This window comes from Paraburkholderia solisilvae (assembly GCF_902859875.1).
Lineage (GTDB): Bacteria > Pseudomonadota > Gammaproteobacteria > Burkholderiales > Burkholderiaceae > Paraburkholderia > Paraburkholderia solisilvae.
The window spans coordinates 233,333-255,271 of sequence record NZ_CADIKF010000003.1 but is presented as its reverse complement, the minus strand read 5'-3'; the positions used below and the strand labels follow the sequence as shown (position 1 = coordinate 255,271).

Here is a 21,939-nt window from a genome sequence, read left to right as displayed (position 1 = left end):
GCCGCGCCCGCTTGCACCGGTCCCGGACCGCGCGCGGCGACGAGGCGCACATTCGGCTGCGGGCCGCCCGCGTCACCGATCCGGCGCCCGCCGAAGTGCGCGGGCACGGACGTATGCACGACCGGATTGCCTGCACCCGGCACGCGCCCGCCGCCCTGCGCGAAGTGTTGCGCAAGCTGGTCGCGATACGCGGGCGGCACTTCCGGCCGGCGCGTCGCGACCACTGGACGCGCCGCCGCAGCCGCCGGCGGCCGGTAGGTGGCATTGCGCATGCCCGGCCGGAAGCTCTGCTGCACCGGCGCGATGCCCGGCGCGCCAGCATTGAAGCGCGCATTGCGCCACTGCCGCGGATCCACCTTCTGCGCAAAGCGGTTGACCGGCTGGCCGTGCACGAACGCGGTCGCCGGCACGGCGGTCACCGCATGCGGCGCACGATAGTTGATATACGTGTTGTGGATATTCGTGATGTGGTTGTGCACGTAGATCGGCCGGTTCACGCGATCGTAGTAGCGCGGACTCCAGCCGTGTCCCCAATGCGGATGCCACGGTTCGCCCGGGCCGAGCGCGAACCACGCGAGCCCGGCGGTCGCGACGCCGCCGATCGCCAGGCTCACGCCCCAGTCGACGCCACCGCCGCCGCCGTCGCCGACGAATGCGACGAGCGCAGGCGCATAGACCGGCGGCTCGCTGACGATCTCGCCCGGCACCCACGCCCACGCATTGCCGACATACGCCCAGCGGCCGTAGTGATACGGCGCAAAGCCCCACGGCGCGTCGTCGACCCAGGTCCAGCCCCACGGCGCCTGCCAGACCCAGTGGCCGTCCTGATAGGGCGCCCAGCCGGCGGGCGCCTGGTTCGGCGTCCATACCGCGCCGTATTGCGGGTCCTGACGCCACGTGCCGTTCGCATCGAGGTCCTGGTAGCCGGGCACGTCGCGCGACACGTAGCGCGCGGACACCGAGTTGTCTTCGGCGGCGTCGCGGCTCGCGGCCCACTGGTCGAGCGCATCGGGCGCGGGCGCGCCGCTCGCGGCGAGCTGCTGAAGGTTGGTGCCGCCGAAGCGGATCTGCTGACCCGCGGCAATCGGCAGCTGGCCGCCGTCGCCATAGACCGTCGCACTGCCGCTGCGCACGGTGACGGTCGTCTCGCTGCCGTCCGGCGCGACGTCGACGCGATAGTCGCCCGGGCCGCCGATGCCGAGCGCGACGTTCGGCGTGTCGATCTCATACGACGTGTTGGCCGGCAGCTCGCGCACATGCGTCGACAGCGTGCCTTGCGCGACTTTCAGCTGCGTGCTGTCGTCGTCGAGATTGAGGATGTCGACGTTGGTCGACTCGCCGATGCGCACCGCGGTCGAGTCGATATGCAGCTCCGAGCGCGCGCCTTTGTCGTTCCACAACTGGTCGCCGGTCGTGAGCGGCCGGTTGACCTGCGCATACGACCAGTCGGTCGCGCCGGCGGGCTCGGTCGTCACGGTGCCCGCCATATAGTTCAGGCGCGCGATGCGGCCCGGCGGATCGGCGTCCTGCGCGCTGGCGGGCTGCGCGTCAGGCGGGGCTGGCTCGGCCGCGCCCGGCGGCGGTGCGTCCTGCGCAAACGCGGAGGGCGAACCGGACGTCACGAAAAGCGCCGCGACGACGGCCGCGAGCACGGAAGCAACCGCGGGCGAAGCGGCGCGGCGGGGGCGCGGCGAACATGTGGCCGATGCAATCGTCGTCGTGGGCGCGCTGGCGGGAACGCCTGGGTGATCAGCGGCGGTATCCGCGGAGGCGTCCGCTGGCTTATCCGTTGGGATGCTCGAGGCTTTCACCTCGTTCTTGGGGCCGGATCTGACGACAACAGCGGCGGTACGGTACGGCGAGGAAGAATGGCGGGCAGTGTGCGTTTTCATTGGTGACTCCGTCGGGTGCCCGCGCGAGACGGCGGCACCGTGTGAAATCACTGTACCCGCGGCGCGTATTTCAAGACGCGCACATTTGTAAGCCATCTCGCCCGCGCTGTAACAAGACGTGACCCGCCACGCGTAGGAACTTCGCGGTCAGGCGGGAACTTCGTGATGGCGCGCAGATTTCGCGGTGAGGCGGCAACTTCACAGTGGGGCAGCAACGCCGCGGTGACGTTGGTGACTTCACAGTGGGGCAGCAACGCCGCGGCGACGTTGGCAACTTCACAGCGGGGCAGCAACGCCGCGTTGACGCCGGCGACTTCACAGCGGGCAGCAACTTCGCGATGACGCGGGCAACTTCGCAGCGGCGCCGCAACTTCGCGATGAGATCGGCAACTTCGCAGCGGGTCAGTAACGCCATGGCGCGGCAACTCCGCGACGCGGCAGCAACATCGCAGCGGGCAGCAAACATCGCGATGACGCGGTAACTTCACAGCGGGTCCGTCATGCCGCCATGGCGCGGTATTCGCGCGGCGACGCAGCAACTTCGCCATCACTCAGATGCTTCGCTACGCGGCCGCTTTGCAATGCGGCCGCGCGCCAAGGCCTCGCATTATGCGCCGCGCAAGAAGTCGTCGAAATGACGGTGGCCGGCGGGCGTCACGCGCAGCACCCGCGGCTTCTCGGTGCGTTCCACCCAGCCGTGCGACGACCACGCGTCCAGCAGCGCCGCGCCGAGCGCGCCGCCCAGGTGCGGACGACGCTCGCTCCAGTCCGGACAGGTGCACGCGAAGCGGCGCCGCACGGCACGCTGGCGCGCGACGTCGATGCCCCAGCCGGCCAGCTGCTCGGCGCCGGCCGGCGTTGCATCGAGCGTGTCGCCGTGCGGCGTGAGCAGCCCGTCGCCGACCATCCGTTCGTAGACACGCACCGCCAGCTCGCCGGCCATATGGTCGTAGCAGGTGCGCGCGTAGCGCATGTCGACCGGTACGGTGCGCGCCGGCCGCGGTGTGGGCCGTTGCGGCGCGGCGGCCTGTGCGACATTCGCGAGCGCTTCGATCGACGCCGCGATATCGGCCGACGCGATCCGGTAATAGCGATGCCGCCCGCGCACTTCGAGCGCAAGCAGACCGCCTTCGGTGAGCCGCGCGAGGTGGGCGCTCGCGGCCGACGGCGACAGGCCGGCAATCAGCGTCAGTTCGCCGGCGGGCCGCGCGCTGCCGTCCATCAGCGCCCACAGCATCGCGGCACGGCCGGGATCGGCGAGCAGCGCGCCGATCCGGCTCAAGCCGGGGAAATGGCCGGCGGCGTCGATCAGTGGGTTGGACATTGGAGCCTCCAGGGTTGTGCGGCAGTGGTGCGATCGGCACGCGCCCGTGCGCTCGTGCGTCGCGGTGGCGCCGCTGGCGCGTGCGCGCGGCGCGGGGATAGCGCTACTGTAGTCCCGCGCCGGATTCGACGTTTCAGGCTCGCGTGAAATATCGCGGCAATGCCGGCACGCGCACGGCTTCCTGCGTGGCGAAAGGCCGCCAGGCTAAAATTGGACACGGTTTCATCTGAGAAGCACAGTCCATGAAGGCCATTCTTGCCGCTTGTGCGGTTTTCGCCGTGCTGTCGTGCGCCGCTTGCGCGCAAGGCGGCGCGAGCACGCCCGCCGGGTCGTCCGGCAGTATCACGATGTACGGCACGCTCGACGAAGGCGTGACCGTGCGCAAGTAGGAGATCGTTTCCGCACCGCGGTTCGTGGCGTGGTGCGGGCCGGAGTTAGCGCGGTCATCACAGTCGTGATCAGGCACAGCGGCAGCCGCAATCGCAGTCGCAATTACAGCCGGCACAGCGGCAGTCGCAGCCGCAGTGGCGACCACAACGACAGCGACAACCACAACGACAGCGGCAACCGCTGCCTCCAAAGCCGCCGTCCCCACCGCGAAGCCACAACGCCAACGCCCCTTGCTGCCGTCCGTCGTCGCCACGGGGACGGGGTTCGTGAGAGCCCATATTCCGCAGCCCTCGTATAATCGGCTCCTTTCAATTTGCAGATTGACCGGAGCCACGATGAGCACCCCTTCCGCCACGCCGATGGAACGTTCGGAGACGACCTTCCGCTTCCTTGCCGAGCCCACCTCGGTCAACTTCGGCGGCAAGGTGCACGGCGGCGCGCTGATGAAGTGGATCGACGAAACGGCGTATGCGTGCGCCGCGGTCTGGTCGGGGCGTTACTGCGTAACGGTGAGCGTCGGCAATATCCGGTTCCGCCGGCCGATCCTGGTCGGCAATCTGGTCGAACTGCGCGCACGGGTGGTCGCGACCGGGCGCACCAGCATGCACATCCACGTCTCGGTGTTCGCCGGCGACCCGAAGGGCGGCGAACTGCTGCAGACCACCGATTGTCTGGTCGTGATGGTCGCCGTCAATGAGAACGGCAGCCCGGTGCCGGTGCCGGCGTTCCTGCCGATGACCGACGAGCAGCAACGCCTCGCGAAGTACGCAATGGACGTGAAGGCGGCGCTCGACGCGATCGTCGAACTGAAGCCCGAAGAAGTGGCTCAGGGGAAAGTTTGATGGATTTGCGCCGCGTGCCGCCGGTATGGCCGCGGCACGCGGCTGGTTGATCGCCAGCTGCCAGCCGAACCCGCGAACCGCGAACCGCGAACCGCGAACCGCAAACCGCAAACCGCAAACCGCAAACCGCAAACCGCAAACCGCAAACCGCAAACCGCCATTGCGACGGCCCGACTCAACGTTACTCAACGCGGCGCCGGCGCCTCGTGCCGCCTCCGGAGAACCGTCGCCCCGGCGCACACATGGCCGGCACCAGCTTCAGCGCCCGTCAGCCCTTCGCATGGCCGACCATCTCATGCGGCCGCACCCATTCGTCGAACTGCTGCGCGCTCAAATGCCCGAGCGCGAGCGCGGCGGCCTTCAGCGTCGTGCCTTCCTTGTGCGCCTTCTTCGCGATCTGCGCGGCCTTGTCGTAGCCGATGTGCGGATTGAGCGCGGTCACGAGCATCAGCGATTCGTTGAGCAGCGTGTCGATGCGCTCGCGATTCGGCTCGATGCCGACCGCGCAATTGTCGTTGAAGCTGTGCGCGCCGTCCGCGAGCAGGCGGATGGACTGCAGCACGTTGTGCGCGATCATCGGCCGGAACACGTTGAGCTCGAAGTTGCCGCTCGCGCCGCCGACATTCACCGCGACGTCGTTGCCGAACACCTGGCAGCACAGCATCGTCATCGCTTCGGACTGCGTCGGGTTGACCTTGCCCGGCATGATCGAGCTGCCCGGCTCGTTCTCCGGAATCGACAGTTCGCCGAGACCGCAGCGCGGGCCGCTCGCGAGCCAGCGAATATCGTTGGCGATCTTCATCAGGCTCGCCGCGACGGTTTTCAGCGCGCCGTGCGCAAACACCAGCGCGTCGGCCGCGGCCATCACTTCGAACTTGTTCGGCGCCGACACGAACGGCAGCCCGGTCAGCTTGCCGATTGCGGCCGCGACCTGATCGGCGAACTGCGGGTGCGCATTGAGGCCCGTGCCGACCGCGGTGCCGCCCTGCGCGAGCTGGTACAGATGCGGCAGCGTCGCTTCGAGATGACGCATGCCGTGATCGAGCTGCGCGACATAACCGGAGAACTCCTGGCCGAGCGTGAGCGGCGTCGCATCCTGCAGGTGCGTGCGGCCGATTTTCACGACGTCCGCGAACGCCTGCGCCTTGCTGTCGAGCGTGTCGCGCAGCGTCTTCAGCGCGGGCAGCAGATGCTTGACGATACCGAGCGCGGCGGCGATATGCATCGCGGTCGGAAACACGTCGTTGGACGACTGGCCGCGGTTCACATCGTCGTTCGGGTGCACGAGGCGCGCTTCGCCGCGCTCGCCGCCGAGCAGTTCGCTCGCGCGGTTCGCGATCACCTCGTTGAGGTTCATGTTGGTCTGCGTGCCCGAGCCGGTTTGCCACACCGCGAGCGGGAATTCGCCGGCATGCTTGCCTTCGATGATCTCGTCGGCCGCGTGAACGATCGCTTTCGCCTTGTTCGTGTCGAGCACGCCGAGACCGAGATTCACTTCAGCCGCCGCGCGCTTGATGACCGCGAGCGCGTGGATCAGTTCCGGCGACTGCTTCTCGCTCGAAATCCGGAAATTCTGCAGCGAGCGCTGCGTTTGCGCGCCCCATAGGCGCTCGTTCGGCACAGCGATTTCGCCGAACGTGTCGCGTTCCATCCGTACTGCGTCGGTCATGATTTCACTCCGCTTGACTGAATGACGACGGCGCGCGCTGCGCTCCGTCAAAGCTGGTCGTTGACTGGCAGAAGCAAGAATAACCCGGTCAGCACATTCCGGTAGAAACCGGCATTCGGATCCACGTTGTACGTGACGGTGCGGCCGTCTTCCTCGTCGGTCCACACGAGGTCCGAGTTGCTCGCCGGGCCGTGGAAAAAGAAGCGCGACGGCTCGTCGAGCATCACGTGATAGCTCGACTGAGGGCCGGTCACGCGGTCGTACAGGCCGGCAACCTGTTCGGCGAGCGGCGGGCTGTGGATCACGAGCCCGAGCTCGGTGTTCAGGTGCGCGGAGCGCGGATCGAGATTCATCGAGCCGATCACGAGTATCTTGCGATCGAATACCAGCGTCTTCGCGTGCAGGCTGGCGCGCGAGCGCGAACCGAACATGCCGGTGCGCGGCGCGCTTTCGTCTTGCACCGGCTTGAACTCATACAGCTCGACGCCGGCTCTGAGCAGTGCATCGCGGTACGGACTGTAGCCGGCCTGCACCGCGACCGCGTCGGTCGCCGCCAGCGAGTTCGTCAGCACCTTTACCTTGACGCCGCGCGCAGTGAGGCCCGCCAGCACCTGGATGCCCGCATCGTGCGGCACGAAGTACGGCGACGTGATCAGCACTTCCTGCTGCGCGCCGTTGACCAGCTGGACGATGCGTGCGATCACCGGGCTCTGGTAGTCGTCGGTCGGCAAGCGGATCTTCGCCGGCGAATCGGCGTTGAATTCCGCATGCGCCCAGGTGAGGCCGAGCTCGTCCTTCTGGATCTGCGAGGCGAGCGGTGTCGCGTTCAACGGCTTCGCGTCGTACGGGTCCGCGTTCTTGTGCCAATGCTCGCGCAATGCGTCGCGCGTCTGATCGAGCTGCTGCGGATCGAACTTCTGCTTGTTCAGCGCGCGCAGCGGGTACGCGTTGCTGTCGTTCCAGTATTCGTCGAAGCTCGCGGATACGTCCGCGGTGATCGGCCCCGCCGCGAGCACGTCGATGTCGCGAAACTGCAGCGTAGGGCTCGCGCTGAAATATTCGTCGCCGAGATTGCGGCCGCCGACGATCGCCAGCTTGTTATCGGCGATCATCGCCTTGTTGTGCATGCGGCGCGTGAAGCTGCCGATCTGCGTAAAGAAGTTCTCGGTGCGCTGATACAGGCTGCCTTGCGCGCTGCCGAACGGGTTGAACACGCGGATCTCGATGTTCGGATGCGAGTTCAGCGCGGCCATCACATCGTCGAGGTCCTTGAAGTTCAGATCGTCGACGAGCATCCGCACGCGCACGCCGTGGTCCGCCGCATAGAGCGCCGCGGCGAGCAGCAGTTTGCCGGTGGTGTCCTCGTTTGCGATGTAGTACTGCATGTCGAGGGTTTTGGTCGCCGCGCGCGCGAGCGCGATGCGCATCTGCAGCGCTTCGGTGCCGCTTGGCAGCACGCGGAAACCCGATTCGCCGGGGTGGGCCGCAACCGGCGCGGCCAACGCGGCGCCTAGCGGTGTGGCGGTGGTTTGCGGCAGTGCGTGCGAGACCGGCTGATCGAACGAGGCTGCGGGAGGACGGGTCGCGCAACCGCTTGCGACGGCCGCCGCCGCGACGATGAACGCGATGTGGGCGAGCCGGCCGGATGCGACCCGTGGGGCACGTGGCGCGCCCGCGTCGCGGCAGGCGAACAGCGCGCGGGTCATGAGAGTCAGCATAGCCAGTGCGGACTCCGCGCAAGGCGAAGCAACGCGATAGTGACGGTGGTACGACGGCACGCAGTTCCTCCCGATTGGTATCGCGCCAACACGCTGACGTCGAACGTGACCTCAGGTGTCGCGTTGGGCAAGCCATTCTAAGGGGAATCGGCGAAGCAGGCCGCGAACCGCGCAACGTTCATCGGCCGGTGAACATTCCTGCTTTTCGATGTGCGTGGAGGGTGGCTGGCGGTGCGCCGCAGGCCGGCGTCGGGGCCGTCTGGTCGCGACGATGACCCGCGGCCGTTGCCGGCCGCCCAGGCGGCGCGATCGCTATCCGCGCTTGCCGTCGACCGCCGTGTCGCGATTGCGCGGCGTCGTGGGTGCGGATTGCGCGCCACGGGCGGGCCGTCCCGCCCAGAAGCCGGCGAGCAGCGACCCCGACAGGTTGTGCCACACCGAAAAGAGCGCGCCGGGCAGCGCCGCGATCGGCGCGAAGTACAGCTTGCCGAGCGTCGCGGCGAGGCCGGAGTTCTGCATGCCGACTTCGATTGCGAGTGTGCGGCAGACCGTTTCGTCAAAGCCGAGCAGACGTCCGCCCCAGTAGCCGCCGAGCAGGCCCAGCCCGTTGTGCAGCACGACGCCGAGCGCGACCACGAGCCCGACCGATGCGATGCTCTGCTGCGTGCCGCCGACCACCGCCGCGATGATCAGCAGGATCGACACCATCGATACCAGCGGCAGTGCCGGCTCGATGCGTCGCACGGCCTTGCCGAACAGATGATGGATCGCGAGGCCGAGCGCGATCGGCAGCGCGACGATCTGCAGGATGCTGATCAGCATGCCGTGCACGTCGACGGCGATCGACGCGTCGACATAAAGACGCGTGAGCAGCGGTGTCGCGAACACGCCGACCAGCGTCGACAGCGCGCTGATCGTGACCGACAGCGCGACGTCGCCGCGGGCGAGATAGATCATCACGTTCGACGCGGTGCCGCTCGCGACGCTGCCGACCAGCACCATGCCGGCGGTCAGATCCGGCGGCATGCGCAACGCTTTCGCGATCGCCCACGCGGCAAGCGGCATCACCAGATAGTGCAGCACGATGCCGGCCGCCACCGGCGCGGGCCGCGTGAAGACGCGGCGAAAATCGGCGAGGGACAGCGTGACGCCCATCGACAGCATGATCAGCGTCAGCAGCGCGGTGACGTGCGGCGCGATGCCGGCCACCGAAGCGGGTGCGAAGTACGCAATGAGCGAAACCAGCACGGCCCACAGTGGAAAGAGACGGGTGACGCGGGCAAGCATGGAGGCGGTCCTGTTGTTGTCGGAGTGAGTACGGTGTCAATGCGTTAGCCGCAGGGCGGCGCGCGGCGTGATTTGAACGCATCGGCGCGTCGCGCGTGCCGATGCGCACGTGTGAGGCAAGCGCAGGCGGTGGGCGAACGCAAACGCACAGCAAGGGCAAACGCAGGCGATTTTAACCGCGGTGGCGCGCGGCGGCCGGCCGCCTGGTTGACGGTGCAACCAGGCGGCGCGAAGTGCTGTGGGACTCGCAGCGTTCAGGCCCGGCGCCGTGCCGGTGCCGATGTGCGCCGCCGATCGCTCGCGCGCTTTGCCACGCGCCCAGCCACGCGTTCAGCCGCGGGTTGGGTCGCGCGGTTGAACTGAATTCGCCGCAGCCGCCTGTGCGCCCACTTGAGCCTGGATTCGCCGCGCGCTCATCCAGTGAAAGCGCAGCGTCATGAGCAGTGCGACGCTTGCGAGTCCCGCGGCGAGGCCCCACCACAATCCGCGCGCGCCGAGACCGAAGTGAAACGCGAGCACGTAGCCGGTCGGAAAGCCGATTCCCCAATAACCGAAGGTCGCGGCAACCATCGGCACGCGCGTGTCCTTGAGCGCGCGCAGGCAGCCGGAGCCGACCGTCTGCATGCCGTCGACAATCTGGAAGATCGCCGCGACGCCGAGCAGCGAGCTCGCGAGCGCGACTGTACGCGCGTTGGCGGGATCGTCCAGACGCAGATAGAGCCCGACGATCCAGTGCGGCGCGACGATCATCACAAGCCCCGACAGCGACATGAAGGCGACACCCAGCGCGAGCGCGACGAAGCCCGCATGACGCGCGGCGAGCGGCATGCCCGCGCCGGACCAGAAACCGACCCGTACATTGGCCGCCTGGCCGATCGCGAGCGGCACCATGAACCACACCGATGCGACATTCAGCGCGATCTGATGCGCGGCGAGCTGCACTTCGCCGAACAGGCCGACCATCAGCCCGGTCGCGAGAAACAGCAGCGACTCGACGCCAAATGTGATCGCGACCGGCCAGCCGATGCCGAACAGCTCGCCCATCAGCGGCACGTTCGGACGCGCGACGGTCACGAAATGCCGGTAACGCGGCCGCAGATGCAGCAGCGCCATCAGCAGCAGCGCGGACAGCCAGACCGTGACCGTCGTCGCGATGGCCGAGCCGAGAAAGCCGAGGCGCGGCAGTCCGTACGCACCGTGAATCAGCCCGTAGTTCAACAACCCGTTGAACAGCACGCTGCCGATCGAGATCCACAGCAGGCGCTTTGCCGCGCCGATCGCCGGCAGGAACGAGCGCATCAGCCCGACGCCGATCAGGCTCGCGGGCGCGCCCCAGCGCAGCACCATGCAGTACTCGCCGATGTGCTGCGCGAGCAGCGCGGGTTCGCCGAACGTGGTGAGGATCGGCGTCGCGAACGACAGCAGCACGAAGGCCGGCACCGAGAGCAGCACGGAGAGCACGAAGCCGGTCCAGTAGATAGGCGGCACGCGATGGTCGGCCTGCGCGCCGCGTGCATGCGACACGCTGACGCTGACCGACGTCAGCACGCCCTGCAACAACGTGACGACGACGAAGAACAGGTTGGCGCCCAGGCCGCCTGCCGCGAGCGCATCGGGGCCGAGCGAGCCGAGCAGCACGGTGTCGGTCACGCTCATCGCCATCTGCGACAACTGGGCGATCGCGAGCGGCGCCGCAAGACGCGCGGTGTCGGCGGCGTGGCGCGACAACGAGGGCGGCCCGGCAAGCGGGCGGGAAAGACCGGATTGGGACATGACGGCAACGTGGGACGCGGCGCTGCGTGGCATTGCGCGCGCCGCATGGAATGGTTGGGTCGAAACGAAGAGCTTATTGCGTCGCGCGCCGGATGTCGACCCGCACATCCGTTTTGCGCAGGGATGCTGACTGAATGACATGGCCCGCGTACACGCAAATGAACGTAGCGCGAACGCGGATGGACGCGCTCGAAACCGCTTAAGAGCGCTTATGAACGGTTCACGAGGGCTTAACGGCCATGAGCGCGTTCGAGCGTACCGGTGCGCGACGGCGGCAGCGCTTGAACGCGTTTACGTGTCTTCGTGAACGGCGATGCGCGTATCGCCGACCAGCACCACTTGTCCCGCGCGAATCTTGCAGGTTTTGCGCAGCTCGACGCGTCCGTCGACCGTCACCGCGCCGGATGCAACCAGCATTTTCGCCGCCCCGCCGCTGTCCGCGAGCGCCGTCAGCTTCAGCAGGTTGTGCAGTTCGACATAGTCGCCGGTCAGCGTGAAATCGAGATTGGGCATGGCGGTTGCGAACGGAAAGGTCGTGGCACGGAAAGGGACTCGCATCATAAGCCAAAGCTTGGGGCAGGTTGCCCTGCTGCGAAAAAGGCGTGCGGCCTCGCTTCGATGTCAGGGCCGCCGGCGGCACGTTATTCAATTGTCAGAAAATGAAACGATGCGTAACAACCGCCGTTTACGACGAACTTCACTCGAAAAGACGCTGTCACTGGAATAGCCTCCTGCGTTTTGCGGGGGCTGAACTGAACAAAGGCCGGATGCCGTCGCGTCATGCCGGCTGACAACTATCAGGGAGGATCGCCATGACCCAGCTTCGTTCGTCGCTTGCGCTGCTGATAAGCAGCGCCGTTGCGGCGCTGGCTACGACAGCCGCCGTCGCGCAGACCGCCGCTCAGCCTGCCGCTGCGCAGGCTGGTCAGGTTGTGCCGCAAAGCGCACCCGCCAACGCGCCTGCCGCGCACGGCGTGCAAATGCCGGCGCCCGCGCCGCAGGCGCAGTCGCAGCAGACACTCACCGCGCCGACGTCGCCCGACCCGCTGGTGCAGAAGCGCAATGCGGATGCCCAGGCCAATGCGGAGTATCGGGACGCTAAAAAGGCGTCGAAGGCCCAGTACAAGGAGCAGGTGGATAACGCGAAGACCAACCGCAAGGCCGACCGGCAGGCCGCGGCGAATCAGTTGAAGACTGACGCGCAAGCGGGCTATGGCCCGCAGGTGCCCGATGACGAGACGAAACATTGAGCGGCGCATTGAAGCGTGGCCGGCGCGTGCGGAATCGGTGCACGTCCGCCGCGCGATCTTCGACCGACTGACACATTATTTTGACGCATGAAAAAGGAGAACCTGATGAGCCAATCGACGAACCGCTTGCTGGCCGGCTTGATCGCGGGCAGCGTGTCGACTTTCGCGTTCGCGCAGACGACGCACGATCCCGCCACCGAACCGACCACGCACGCCGACAGCAAGGCGGCCAAGGAGCAGGCGAAGGCCAACAAGAAGTCCGCGGTTGCGCAGGCGAAAGCGGACAAGGAGAAGGCCGACGCGCAATCGGATGCGGATAAGGCTGCGGCCGATGCACGTGTGAAGGACGCGAAGAAGCAGGAATGATTGGCGGGCGGCAGATGGCAAGCAGCAGGCGGCAAGCTGTCAGCGGCCGACCGGCGAGAGGCCAGCGGCCGGTTGGCGGCGAGCCGCTTCGTACTCAACGTCCGAAAAAAGGGCGCTTGTCGCCGCGCATTGTATGGATATACAGTATGCGTCGCCCTGACTCCGATGCCATTCGCCCGCCGTGCCTTCCGCCGCCGCCCCTCCGTCCAGCGCGTCATCCGCCTGCGCATCCGCGCCTGGTCCTGCGCATGCCGCTTCGTCGATCACGGACGCATGGCTGGATAAACTCAACGATGCGCAGCGTGAAGCAGTCGAATACGGCGCCGACGACGTCACACGCCCGCCCGGCGCATTGCTGGTCATCGCCGGCGCGGGCTCCGGCAAGACCAGTACGCTCGCGCATCGCGTCGCGAATCTCGTGATGAAGGGCGCGGACCCGCGCCGCCTGCTGCTGCTGACTTTCTCCCGCCGCGCGGCGCTCGAAATGACGCAGCGCGTGACGCGCATCGCCGGCGCCGCGCCCGGCGTGCGCGCGGCGCTCGCGCAAGGCCTCACGTGGTCGGGCACGTTCCACAGCGTGGGCGCGCGGCTGCTGCGCGAATACGCGGACCTGATCGGCCTCGCACCCACTTTCACGATCAACGATCGCGAAGACTCCGCCGACCTGATGAATCTCGTGCGCCACGAACTTGGCCTGTCGGCCAAAGAGCGGCGCTTTCCGTCGAAGTCGACGTGCTTTGCGATTTATTCGCGCGTCGTGAACACCGGCGCGTCGCTGGGCGATGTGCTGGCGAGCGCGTTTCCGTGGTGCCGCGAATGGGAAGCGGATCTGCGCAGGTTGTTCGCCGCGTATGTCGACGCGAAGCAGAAGCAAAGCGTGCTCGACTACGACGACTTGCTGCTGTACTGGGCCCATATGGCCGCCGAGCCGTCGATTGCCGCCGATCTTTCCGGCCGTTTCGACCACGTGCTCGTCGACGAATATCAGGACACCAACCGGCTGCAAGCGTCCATCCTGCTTGCGCTGAAACCGGACGGCCGCGGGCTCACGGTGGTCGGCGACGATGCGCAGTCTATCTACTCGTTTCGCGGCGCGACGGTGCGCAATATTCTCGACTTCCCCGCGCATTTCGATCCGCCCGCGAAGCGCGTGACGCTCGAGCGCAATTACCGGTCGACGCAGCCGATTCTGAGCGCGTCGAATGCGGTGATCGGGCTCGCGTCCGAGCGCTTCACGAAGAACCTGTGGACCGACAGGGCGTCCGCGCAGCGCCCGCGGCTCGTCACCGTCGCGGACGATGCCGCGCAGGCGCGCTATGTGGTCGAGCAGGTGCTCGCGGCGCGCGAAGCCGGGGTCAAGCTGAAGTCGCAGGCCGTGCTGTTTCGCGCCGCGCATCATAGCGCCGCGCTCGAGATCGAATTGACCCGGCGCAATATCCCGTTCGTGAAATTCGGCGGGCTCAAGTTTCTCGATTCGGTGCACGTGAAGGACGTGCTCGCGGTGCTGCGCTGGGCGGAAAACCCGCGCGACCGCGTCGCGGGTTTTCGTGTCGTGCAGTTGCTGCCGGGCGTCGGACCGGCCACGGCGGCGCGCGTGCTGGACGAGGCGAACAACGGCATAGGCGCGCACCCAGGTGTCTCGCCCGACATCAACGCAAGCACCGGCAGCACGGCCACCGCTGCGCCCACCGCGGGCTTGCGCAACACGCCCGCGGCCGGCGCCGCGGCGCAGGCGCTTGCCGCCTTCACGCCGCCGGCGCGCACGCTCGAAGACTGGCCGTCGTTCGTCGCGCTGATCGCGACGCTAGGCGAACGCAACTCGCCATGGCCGGCCGAATTCGAGCTGATCCGCCGCTGGTACGAACCGCATCTCGAGCGCAATCACGAAGACGCCGCGATGCGCCACGCCGATCTGCTGCAGATGGAGAGCATCGCCGGCACCTACGCGTCGCGCGAACGCTTCCTGACCGAGCTGACGCTCGATCCGCCGGATGCGACAAGCGGCGAGTCCGGCGTGCCGCTGCTCGATGAAGACTATCTGATCCTGTCGACCATCCACTCGGCGAAAGGGCAGGAATGGCGCAACGTATTCGTGCTGAACGGCGTCGACGGCTGCATTCCGTCGGATCTCGGCACCGGCAGCGACGAGGAAATCGACGAAGAGCGGCGTCTGCTGTATGTCGCGATGACGCGCGCAAAGGAAGACCTGCATCTTCTCGTGCCGCAGCGCTTCTATGTGCACAATCAGACGCATCTTGGCGACCGGCACGTGTGGGCGTCGCGCACACGCTTCATTCCGGCGGAGCTGCTGCCGCTCTTCGAGGTCGGCGCGTGGCCGCCGGTGCCGGCGCCTGCCGCGCCGACCGCGGCCGGACTCGCGGCCGCCGCGCAGGCGAAAGTCGAGATCGCGGCGAAGCTCAGGAAGATGTGGGAATGAGCGCGTCGCGTCGGTTCAAGCGAGGCGGCCGCGCGAATGTCGCCGCGCGAGGGGTGTCGTGCTCGCCGGCTGCGCGCATTGGCAGCCTGGCGTTCGCCGTCGTTATCGTTGCTGCTGCTGTTGCTGCGGCGATTGAGGACGCGGCGCGGGCATAAAGAAGTTGCGCAGCCACGCGGCGAGGCGCGTGAACACATCGTACGGTTCTTCGACGAAAATCTCCGGCTTCAGCAGGCGCAGGTATTCCATGATCTGCTGCGCTTCCTGCTTCTGGAACGAGCCGTGCGTAATGCCGAGCCGCAACAGGCCGCGCAATTCGCCGAGCTTTTCGCGCGCGGTGCTGCCGAAGCTCGTTTCGCACGCGACTTTCGCTTCATAGACACGCTGACGCAATGATTCCGCGAGTCGCCATGCGGGCGTCTGCATCGTTTCTTCGACCGCCTGGATATCCTGCGCGGCGGATTTGATCTGCGCGGACAGCGGATCGACCAGGCCCGGGTCGCACTGCGCCTCGTTGACGATGGCCGCCGCCCAGTCGCGGCATTGTTTCGCGAGTTCCTCGGGCGTCCATTCGGAGCGGGCCGCGAACGCAAAACCGAATTCCGACGCCTGTCGCATCAGGATCGCGACAACATCGGGAAACTCCTTGTCCAGCGTACGTTTGGCCCATGCGTACTGGCCGCCCTGCAGCATCCGCTGCACGGCGTGCTCGGTCAGCGGCACCATGCTGTCCAGCAGCTTGGCGCGCAGAAAATCCTCGAACGACGGTGTCGCGAACTGCGAGTCGAGCTTCAGCGAGACGCGCACGAACGCGTCGAAATCCTTGCGCAGCGAGGCGACCGTGTCGTCCTTCAGTGAGAGGGTGATTTGCCCCATGTCGTATCCCGTTTGGTCATCCGGCGCGGCATCGCGTACGCGTGAGCGGCTCTCTGCTCCGCGAGTAGGGCAATTGAACGATGTTCGGCACGGTCGAGGCAGCGCAGCCCGGCACACCGGGGAGTGTGTCAGGCTGAGGGGGCCTCGTCTGTTTATCGGCGGCGGAAATTGAAACTTGAGGAAATCGGCTTACCAGGATTTGAGCACGATGCCTTGCCAGACAAAAAACACCGCGAGGCCGACCGCGATGGTCAGCAGCGGGCGGCGCGTCAACGCGCTGACCGCGACCGCCGCGAGCGCGCCGACCAGCTGCGGATTGCGCCAGCTGAGTTCGGCGCCCGCGCCGTGCGGCGATACCGCCATCGGTACGATGATCGCGGTCAGCACGGTGACCGGTACGAAGCCAAGCGCGGTGCGCACGAGGGGCGCGAACACCAGCCGCTCGCCGAGCACGAACACGGTGGCACGAATCAGCCAGGTGATCAGCGCCATGCCGCCGATCAGCAACACGTAGTTCATCGCGATGCCTCCGCGGTGGTCTGGCGCCGCGCGCGCGGCCGCGACAGGATCACGCCGACCGCGACCCCGGCGAACACCGCGGCGAGCAGCCCGAGCTTGTACGGCCACGCCTGCCAGAAGAACGCGAGCGCGCCGGCGGTGACGGCCGCCGCGAGATAGCGCAGCGCGACGAGTTGCGGCACGACGATCGCGATAAAGGTCGCGACCATCGCGAAGTCGAGCCCGAGCGACTGCAGGCCCGGAAACGCGGCGCCGAACAGCAGCCCGGCGAGCGTCCACAGTTGCCAGTTCAGATACATCGACAGGCCGGAGCCGAGGAAGTAGTACGGGCCGACCGCGCCCGGCGGCTGCAGCCGGTAGTGCGCCCACGCGACCGCGAATACCTCGTCGGTCAGCAGGCCGCCGAGCGCCCAGCGCCAGCGCGCCGGCAGATGCGCGACATAGGGCGCAAGCGTCGCGCTGTACAGCACGTGGCGCAGATTGACGACGAAGGTCGTCGCCCAGATCACCGCATAGCTCGCGTGCCCGGCGATCAGGCCGAGCGCGATAAATTGCGCGGAGCCGGCGAAGACGATCAGCGACATCAGTTGGCCGTGCCACAGATGCAGCGGACCGGACGCGACGAGCGTGCCGAAGATGACGCCAAAGGGTGCGGCGCCGATCAGCATCGGGATCGTGTCGCGCGCGCCGGCGGTGAGCGCATGAAGACGGTTGGTTGGGGTCAAGCGAGGTTCCTCCGAACGGGGAGCTTAGTGCAGAGGGGGCGCGGGGCGCTTGTACGTTCTTGCGGTTTGGGGGGGAGCGTCTTGCGGTTGTGGTGTTGGTGTTGGTGTTGGTGTCGGCGGTTAGCGGTTTTCGCGCGTGCCGCTCGCACTGGATTTCAGCCTTGGCCTTGCGTCCGCTTCATGTCCACCTCATGCTGGCCCGCGCGCCTTGCCTCAACCTTGGCCGGCGCGTGTGCCTTCCTCCGTCCGGTCAGCAATGCGCAGTCAGTAGCCTGCGTTCGCGGTGCCGCATCACGTCGCGCCACGCACGCCGCGTCGTCCCGCAGTCTCAGTTTCCCTGCCAGCGCCCCGGCGGCACACCGAACATGCGCTTGAAATGCCGCGTGAAATGGCTCTGATCGGTGAAGCCGCTCGCGGCAGCGACGTCGGTGACCGGCACGCCCGCGCGCAATGGCGCGAGCGTGCGCTGCAGGCGAATCTGGTTGCGCCACGCGTGCGGCGCGAGGCCGGTCGTCCGGGTGAAGAGGCGCGCGGCGTGGAACGGCGAGAGCCCGACGGTGTCGGCCAGTTCCGCGAGCGTCAGCGGGGCCGCCAGCTCGTCGCTGAGCCGCGTCTTCATCGCGTTCACGCGTGGGTCGTCGGCGGCGTTTTGCAGCGCGTCGGGGCGCGTGCGGCCGTAACGAACCAGCAGCGTCGACAGCGCATCGAGCATCGCCGCATGCGCGGCGAGCGGATCGCCGTTCACCTCGAGCAATTGATGCGCGTGCGACAGACGCCGCGCGAGATCGTCGTCGCGAATCACGTCGGCATCGAACCACGGCAGCGGCGCTTCGGCGCCCGCGATGTCGTTTGCGAGTTGCTGCAGAAAGTCGACCGGCGCGTACAGCACACGATAGCGCCAGCCTTCGTCGATGGCCCGCGAACCGGTGTGCACCTCGCCCGGGTTGATGACGGGCACGCTGCCCGCTTCCGCGACATGGCGCGACCCGCGGTACTGATACGTTTCCGCGCCTGCTTCGATCACGGGAATCGTGTACGCGTCGTGCCAATGCGGCGTGAACGCGTGATCGTGGTACTCGGCCGTCAGCAGATCGGCGCCGGGCAGGAGCGGCGTGCGCCAATAGCGGGCGGAATCGCGGAAACGGGTGGAGGTCATCGTGCGGGTCCGGCTGGATTCGCCAGTTTATCGCGGCCTGTCACTTCACCGGAATCGTTGTGCCGGCCGGCATCGGCACTGCGCTCACGCTATTTTTCGCGCTGCCGGTCGCGACGCGATCGCTGTAGGTCAGGTAGACGAGCGTGTTGCGCTTCGCGTCGACGACGCGCACCACATGCAACGTCTTGAAGATCAGCGACATCCGTTCGGTGAATACGTCGGCCTGCTGCTTGAGCGGACCGCCCGCGAAGCGGATCGGCCCGACCTGGCGGCACGCGATCGACGCTTCGGTCGGATCTTCGGCAATGCCGAGCGTCCCCTTGATGCCGCCGGTCCGCGCGCGCGACACATAGCAGGTGACGCCCTCGACGGCCGGATCGTCGTATGCCTCGACGACGACCCGATCCGAACCGGTGATGTGAAAGTTCGTGTTGACGCTGGCGACTTCCTCGGCATGCGCGCCGTTCGGCGCGGCAAACGACGCGCCGAGCGCGGCGACCGTGGCCGCCAGGATCGCGAGCGGCGCGCGAAGCAGGGTAGGTTTCATCGGGAGACCGGAGAAAAAAGCCCCATCGTATACCAGCGTGACGGCACTTCGCGGCGAGGTGCGTGTGCGCGGCGCACGATAGCTGACGAACGGGTTATCTGGAACCGGTGGGTGGCGCGTGACGCGGTAAATCTATCGCATCGTGAAGCAGTCGAAGGACGTCGATTACGTGTTTGTTGCGATCGTCGATGCGAAACATGATGAAGTGCCGCCCGCGACGTTTTTTGCGGGCCACGTGGAGGGTGTACAGGCCGCGGGCGATATCGTCCCGCGCAACGACGCCACTGATTTCGGGGCCCGCCGTCAGATCCTGCAAGGTTTTCGACAGCGTTTCAGCGTAGACCCGCGCCTGGGCCTTGCCGAATTCTTCCGCGCTCCAACTGATGATCTCGCTGAAGTCCCGTTCCGCCGTGTGCGCCAGGCGGACTGTCCAGGTAGGTTTTGGGACACTCAACGGTCGTTCTTCGAGCCGGTAGTCGGCGCGAGCGTGCTTTCGGCGAGATTGGCGAGGTGGCGGCCCAGCGCCTGCGGCGTATCGAAGCTGCGAAGCCGCCCCGCTACGACGTCGGCCAGTCCGATGCGCGCAGCAGTGCGTAGCGCGGCGAGATGGGCCTTCGTTTCGATTTCCTCGCGCTCCACGAGGCGCAAGCCTTCGCGCAACACTTCGCTCGCGTTCTGGTATCGCCCGGATTTGACGAGGCGATCCAGCAGAGCCGTCTGGTGGTCGGTCAGCACTACATTGCGGGTCGGCATGGCGCAAGGCTCTTTTGAGGAACGGCGATTGGCATAGTATGCCATACCTGCATCCGTCCGCGTGCCCGCACAAGGAACCGAAAAAGCAGAAGGCCCGCACGAATGCGGGCCTTCTTGAAGTTTGGCTCCCCGACCTGGGCTCGAACCAGGGACCTACGGATTAACAGTCCGGCGCTCTACCGACTGAGCTATCGGGGAACAACAAACAGCAGAGAAGCGAAATTGTATGAGGTGCTATGGGGCCTGTCAATAGTTACGGCTTATCCCGATTTGGCTTTGATCAGGCCGCGCCGTGCTGCCGCAGGCTGTCGGCTGCTCCGTTGCGGTGCGCGGATGTCGTGCGCGGAGCCGGCCTGGCGGCGACGGTCCGGATGGGGAATCTGGCCAAGCAGCGGGCCAACCAGTGGACCAGGCAGCGGACGATCAAGCCGCGATCAACGCTCGAGCAGCGCGAGCTTTTCCTTCACATCCTTGAATTCGTCGGCTTCCGGCAGCGGCGCCTTCGTCTTCGTAATGCTCGGCCACGCCTTGGCCAGTTCCGCGTTCAGCGGCGTGAAGTGCTGCTGGTCGCCCGGCACGTCCTCTTCCGCGTAAATCGCGTTAACCGGGCACTCGGCGACGCATACGGCGCAGTCAATACATTCATCCGGGTCGATCGCGAGAAAGTTGGGACCTTCGCGAAAGCAGTCCACCGGACACACATCGACACAGTCGGTATAGCGGCACTTGATGCAGCTTTCGGTCACAACGTGAGTCATTCAGGCAACTCCTGAAGCGGGTAGCGGTATAGGGTAGTGGGGATGGCAAAACGCCAAGAGCGATATTGTAACGTAACGCCACCGGACGCATAGGCGGCAGTTCCGCCCCTCTTATATCGTTTCGTGATTAGTTTATGGCGGGCGCGAAGCGCGTCACGGCGCGCCGGACCGGCAGCCCGCACCGACCTCGCGCGTCCGGCCGGCTGCGGCGAGGCCGGCGGCGCGCCGCCCGCCGCCGGGTTCGCGCTCACGCGGCATTCGGGTAACATCCGCTTGCTCGCGCCGTGGGATGCGGGTTCACATTCGAATACACTGACTCTCGCCGTCGTCGTTTGTCCGCGGTCCTGCCTGGCACACCATGATCATCACTTCGCTGCTCGATACCGATCTGTACAAATTCACGATGATGCAGGTCGTGCTGCATCACTTTCCGGCGGCGAGCGTCGCGTACCGGTTCCGCTGCCGCACGCCGAACGTCGACCTCGTGCCGTATATCGACGAAATTCGCGACGAAGTGCGCAAGCTCTGCGAATTGCGCTTCACCGACGACGAACTCGACTACCTGCGCCGGATGCGCTTTATCAAGGGCGACTTCATCGACTTCCTCGCGCTCTTTCATCTGAACGAGAAATATATTTCGATCACGCCGTCGGCAAAGGGCAACGGCGAGATCGATATCGAGATCGACGGGCCCTGGCTGCATACGATTCTGTTCGAGGTGCCGGTACTCGCGATCGTCAATGAAGTCTATTTCCGCAACACGCAGCAGCAGCCGGACTACCTCGAAGGCCGCGAACGGCTCAAGGAGAAGATCGCGTTGCTTGGCGCGCGGCCCGCGTTCGCCGATTGCAAGATCGCCGACTACGGCACGCGCCGCCGCTTTTCGAAACAGTGGCACGAAGAGATTCTGCTGACGCTGAAAGACGGGCTGGGCGAGCAGTTCGCCGGCACCAGCAACGTGTGTTATGCGATGAAGCACGGCCTCACGCCGCTCGGCACGATGGCGCACGAATACCTGCAGGCGTGCCAGGCGCTCGGGCCGCGTCTGCGCGATTCGCAGATCTACGGCTTCGAGATGTGGGCGAAGGAGTATCGCGGCGACCTCGGCATCGCGCTCTCCGACGTGTACGGCATGCAGGCGTTCCTGCGCGACTTCGACATGTACTTCTGCAAGCTCTTCGACGGCGCGCGCCACGATTCCGGCGACCCGTTCGACTGGGGCGAGCGGCTCATCAGGCACTACGAGGCGAACCGCTGCGACCCGCGCACGAAGGTGCTGGTGTTCTCCGATGCGCTCGACATTCCGAAGGTGATGCAACTGTACGAGCGCTTTCGCGGGCGCTGCAGGCTCGCCTTCGGCGTCGGCACGAACCTGACCAACGATCTCGGCTACCAGCCGCTGCAAATCGTGATCAAGATGGTCAGCTGCAACGGCCAGCCGGTTGCGAAGGTATCCGATTCGCCGGGCAAGAACATGTGCGACGACAAGGCATACCTCGCGTACCTGCGCCAGGTGTTCGGCATCCCGCAACCAGCCGACGAAGAGGCCGGCAGCGGGAAGTGAGCGGGAAGTGAGCGGGCGGCAATGCGGCGCGCCGCAGGTGTTCGAGGCGCGCGCCGCTGTGCGCGACAGGCGCCGCGTGCATGATGTGCCCGACCC

The 21,939-nt window shown here is 66.6% G+C and carries 22 protein-coding genes and 1 tRNA gene; 7 read left to right on the top strand and 16 right to left on the bottom strand.

Annotation, left to right across the window (positions count from 1 at the left end):
- Both HV675_RS03815 and HV675_RS03810 read right to left on the bottom strand, forming a co-directional pair.
- Nucleotides 1-1,652, bottom strand: a 1,652-nt coding sequence (locus HV675_RS03815) for a DUF6600 domain-containing protein (protein ID WP_175109417.1), incomplete at its 3' end; no start/stop codon positions are given.
- An 847-nt stretch (nt 1,653-2,499) separates the two neighbouring features.
- Nucleotides 2,500-3,216 carry an ArsR/SmtB family transcription factor gene (locus tag HV675_RS03810; RefSeq protein WP_175109416.1) on the bottom strand — a complete coding sequence of 239 codons (717 nt, stop codon included), beginning with the start codon at nt 3,214-3,216 and terminating at the stop codon, nt 2,500-2,502.
- 242 nt (nt 3,217-3,458) lie between these two features.
- Here HV675_RS03810 and HV675_RS03805 point away from each other — a divergent pair, with 242 nt between their 5' ends.
- Together HV675_RS03805 and HV675_RS03800 are read left to right on the top strand one after the other, a co-directional pair.
- The gene (locus HV675_RS03805; protein WP_175109415.1) at nt 3,459-3,605 is read left to right on the top strand and encodes a hypothetical protein; all 147 of its coding nucleotides are present in this window, start codon (nt 3,459-3,461) and stop codon (nt 3,603-3,605) included.
- A gap of 336 nt (nt 3,606-3,941) precedes the next feature.
- On the top strand, nt 3,942-4,448 hold the full coding sequence (locus tag HV675_RS03800; protein ID WP_175109414.1) for an acyl-CoA thioesterase: 507 nt from the start codon (nt 3,942-3,944) through the stop codon (nt 4,446-4,448).
- Between the two features lie 268 nt (nt 4,449-4,716).
- Here the strand turns inward: HV675_RS03800 and fumC are convergent, their stop codons facing one another.
- From fumC to HV675_RS03780, 4 genes are all read right to left on the bottom strand, one after another.
- Nucleotides 4,717-6,117, bottom strand: coding sequence for a class II fumarate hydratase (gene fumC, locus HV675_RS03795; RefSeq protein ID WP_175109413.1), 1,401 nt, complete (start codon nt 6,115-6,117; stop codon nt 4,717-4,719).
- Nucleotides 6,118-6,164: 47 nt separating this feature from the next.
- Entirely contained in the window at nt 6,165-7,823 is a 1,659-nt protein-coding gene (locus HV675_RS03790; RefSeq protein ID WP_377700532.1) for a phospholipase D family protein, read from the bottom strand.
- A gap of 324 nt (nt 7,824-8,147) precedes the next feature.
- Nucleotides 8,148-9,122, bottom strand: a complete 975-nt coding sequence (gene panS / locus HV675_RS03785) for a ketopantoate/pantoate/pantothenate transporter PanS (protein WP_175109411.1) — start codon at nt 9,120-9,122, stop codon at nt 8,148-8,150.
- Nucleotides 9,123-9,452: 330 nt separating this feature from the next.
- Nucleotides 9,453-10,895, bottom strand: a complete 1,443-nt coding sequence (locus HV675_RS03780) for an MATE family efflux transporter (RefSeq protein WP_175109410.1) — start codon at nt 10,893-10,895, stop codon at nt 9,453-9,455.
- Here HV675_RS03780 and HV675_RS32730 point away from each other — a divergent pair.
- Nucleotides 10,894-11,025: a hypothetical protein gene (locus HV675_RS32730; protein WP_281364007.1), complete on the top strand. Its 132-nt coding sequence runs from the start codon at nt 10,894-10,896 to the stop codon at nt 11,023-11,025. The genes HV675_RS03780 and HV675_RS32730 overlap by 2 nt on opposite strands.
- A gap of 161 nt (nt 11,026-11,186) precedes the next feature.
- Here the strand turns inward: HV675_RS32730 and HV675_RS03775 are convergent, their stop codons facing one another.
- Nucleotides 11,187-11,408 carry an RNA-binding S4 domain-containing protein gene (locus HV675_RS03775; protein WP_175109409.1) on the bottom strand — a complete coding sequence of 74 codons (222 nt, stop codon included), beginning with the start codon at nt 11,406-11,408 and terminating at the stop codon, nt 11,187-11,189.
- Nucleotides 11,409-11,707: 299 nt separating this feature from the next.
- Between HV675_RS03775 and HV675_RS03770 the strand changes: the two genes are divergently transcribed.
- The 3 genes from HV675_RS03770 to HV675_RS03760 all read left to right on the top strand — a co-directional run bounded on the left by HV675_RS03770 (nt 11,708) and on the right by HV675_RS03760 (nt 14,948).
- On the top strand, nt 11,708-12,145 hold the full coding sequence (locus HV675_RS03770) for a hypothetical protein (RefSeq protein WP_175109408.1): 438 nt from the start codon (nt 11,708-11,710) through the stop codon (nt 12,143-12,145).
- A gap of 105 nt (nt 12,146-12,250) precedes the next feature.
- Nucleotides 12,251-12,511: a hypothetical protein gene (locus HV675_RS03765; RefSeq protein ID WP_377700520.1), complete on the top strand. Its 261-nt coding sequence runs from the start codon at nt 12,251-12,253 to the stop codon at nt 12,509-12,511.
- A 262-nt stretch (nt 12,512-12,773) separates the two neighbouring features.
- On the top strand, nt 12,774-14,948 hold the full coding sequence (locus HV675_RS03760; protein ID WP_246270090.1) for an ATP-dependent helicase: 2,175 nt from the start codon (nt 12,774-12,776) through the stop codon (nt 14,946-14,948).
- Between the two features lie 102 nt (nt 14,949-15,050).
- On the opposite strand, the gene HV675_RS03755 is transcribed toward HV675_RS03760, so the two are convergent.
- From HV675_RS03755 to fdxA, 9 genes are all read right to left on the bottom strand, one after another.
- Nucleotides 15,051-15,821, bottom strand: coding sequence for a DUF4088 family protein (locus tag HV675_RS03755; protein WP_175109405.1), 771 nt, complete (start codon nt 15,819-15,821; stop codon nt 15,051-15,053).
- 189 nt (nt 15,822-16,010) lie between these two features.
- Nucleotides 16,011-16,340 (bottom strand): AzlD domain-containing protein, encoded by a 330-nt coding sequence (locus HV675_RS03750; RefSeq protein WP_175109404.1) that lies wholly within the window; start codon nt 16,338-16,340, stop codon nt 16,011-16,013.
- Nucleotides 16,337-17,008 carry an AzlC family ABC transporter permease gene (locus HV675_RS03745; RefSeq protein WP_246270089.1) on the bottom strand — a complete coding sequence of 224 codons (672 nt, stop codon included), beginning with the start codon at nt 17,006-17,008 and terminating at the stop codon, nt 16,337-16,339. The genes HV675_RS03750 and HV675_RS03745 overlap by 4 nt, the downstream gene beginning before the upstream one ends.
- A gap of 385 nt (nt 17,009-17,393) precedes the next feature.
- Nucleotides 17,394-18,221 carry a helix-turn-helix transcriptional regulator gene (locus HV675_RS03740; protein ID WP_175109402.1) on the bottom strand — a complete coding sequence of 276 codons (828 nt, stop codon included), beginning with the start codon at nt 18,219-18,221 and terminating at the stop codon, nt 17,394-17,396.
- 40 nt (nt 18,222-18,261) lie between these two features.
- Nucleotides 18,262-18,768, bottom strand: a complete 507-nt coding sequence (locus HV675_RS03735) for a CreA family protein (RefSeq protein ID WP_175109401.1) — start codon at nt 18,766-18,768, stop codon at nt 18,262-18,264.
- Between the two features lie 94 nt (nt 18,769-18,862).
- On the bottom strand, nt 18,863-19,222 hold the full coding sequence (locus HV675_RS03730) for a type II toxin-antitoxin system RelE/ParE family toxin (protein WP_175109400.1): 360 nt from the start codon (nt 19,220-19,222) through the stop codon (nt 18,863-18,865).
- Nucleotides 19,219-19,521 (bottom strand): type II toxin-antitoxin system ParD family antitoxin, encoded by a 303-nt coding sequence (locus tag HV675_RS03725; protein ID WP_175109399.1) that lies wholly within the window; start codon nt 19,519-19,521, stop codon nt 19,219-19,221. The genes HV675_RS03730 and HV675_RS03725 overlap by 4 nt, the downstream gene beginning before the upstream one ends.
- Before the next feature lie 122 nt (nt 19,522-19,643).
- Nucleotides 19,644-19,719: transfer RNA gene (locus HV675_RS03720), tRNA-Asn, on the bottom strand.
- 236 nt (nt 19,720-19,955) lie between these two features.
- Nucleotides 19,956-20,279, bottom strand: coding sequence for a ferredoxin FdxA (fdxA, locus tag HV675_RS03715; protein WP_175109398.1), 324 nt, complete (start codon nt 20,277-20,279; stop codon nt 19,956-19,958).
- 358 nt (nt 20,280-20,637) lie between these two features.
- Between fdxA and pncB the strand changes: the two genes are divergently transcribed.
- A complete protein-coding gene (gene pncB, locus HV675_RS03710; protein WP_175109397.1) occupies nt 20,638-21,843 on the top strand; it encodes a nicotinate phosphoribosyltransferase in 1,206 nt (401 codons plus the stop codon).
- Nucleotides 21,844-21,939: the final 96 nt, after the last annotated feature.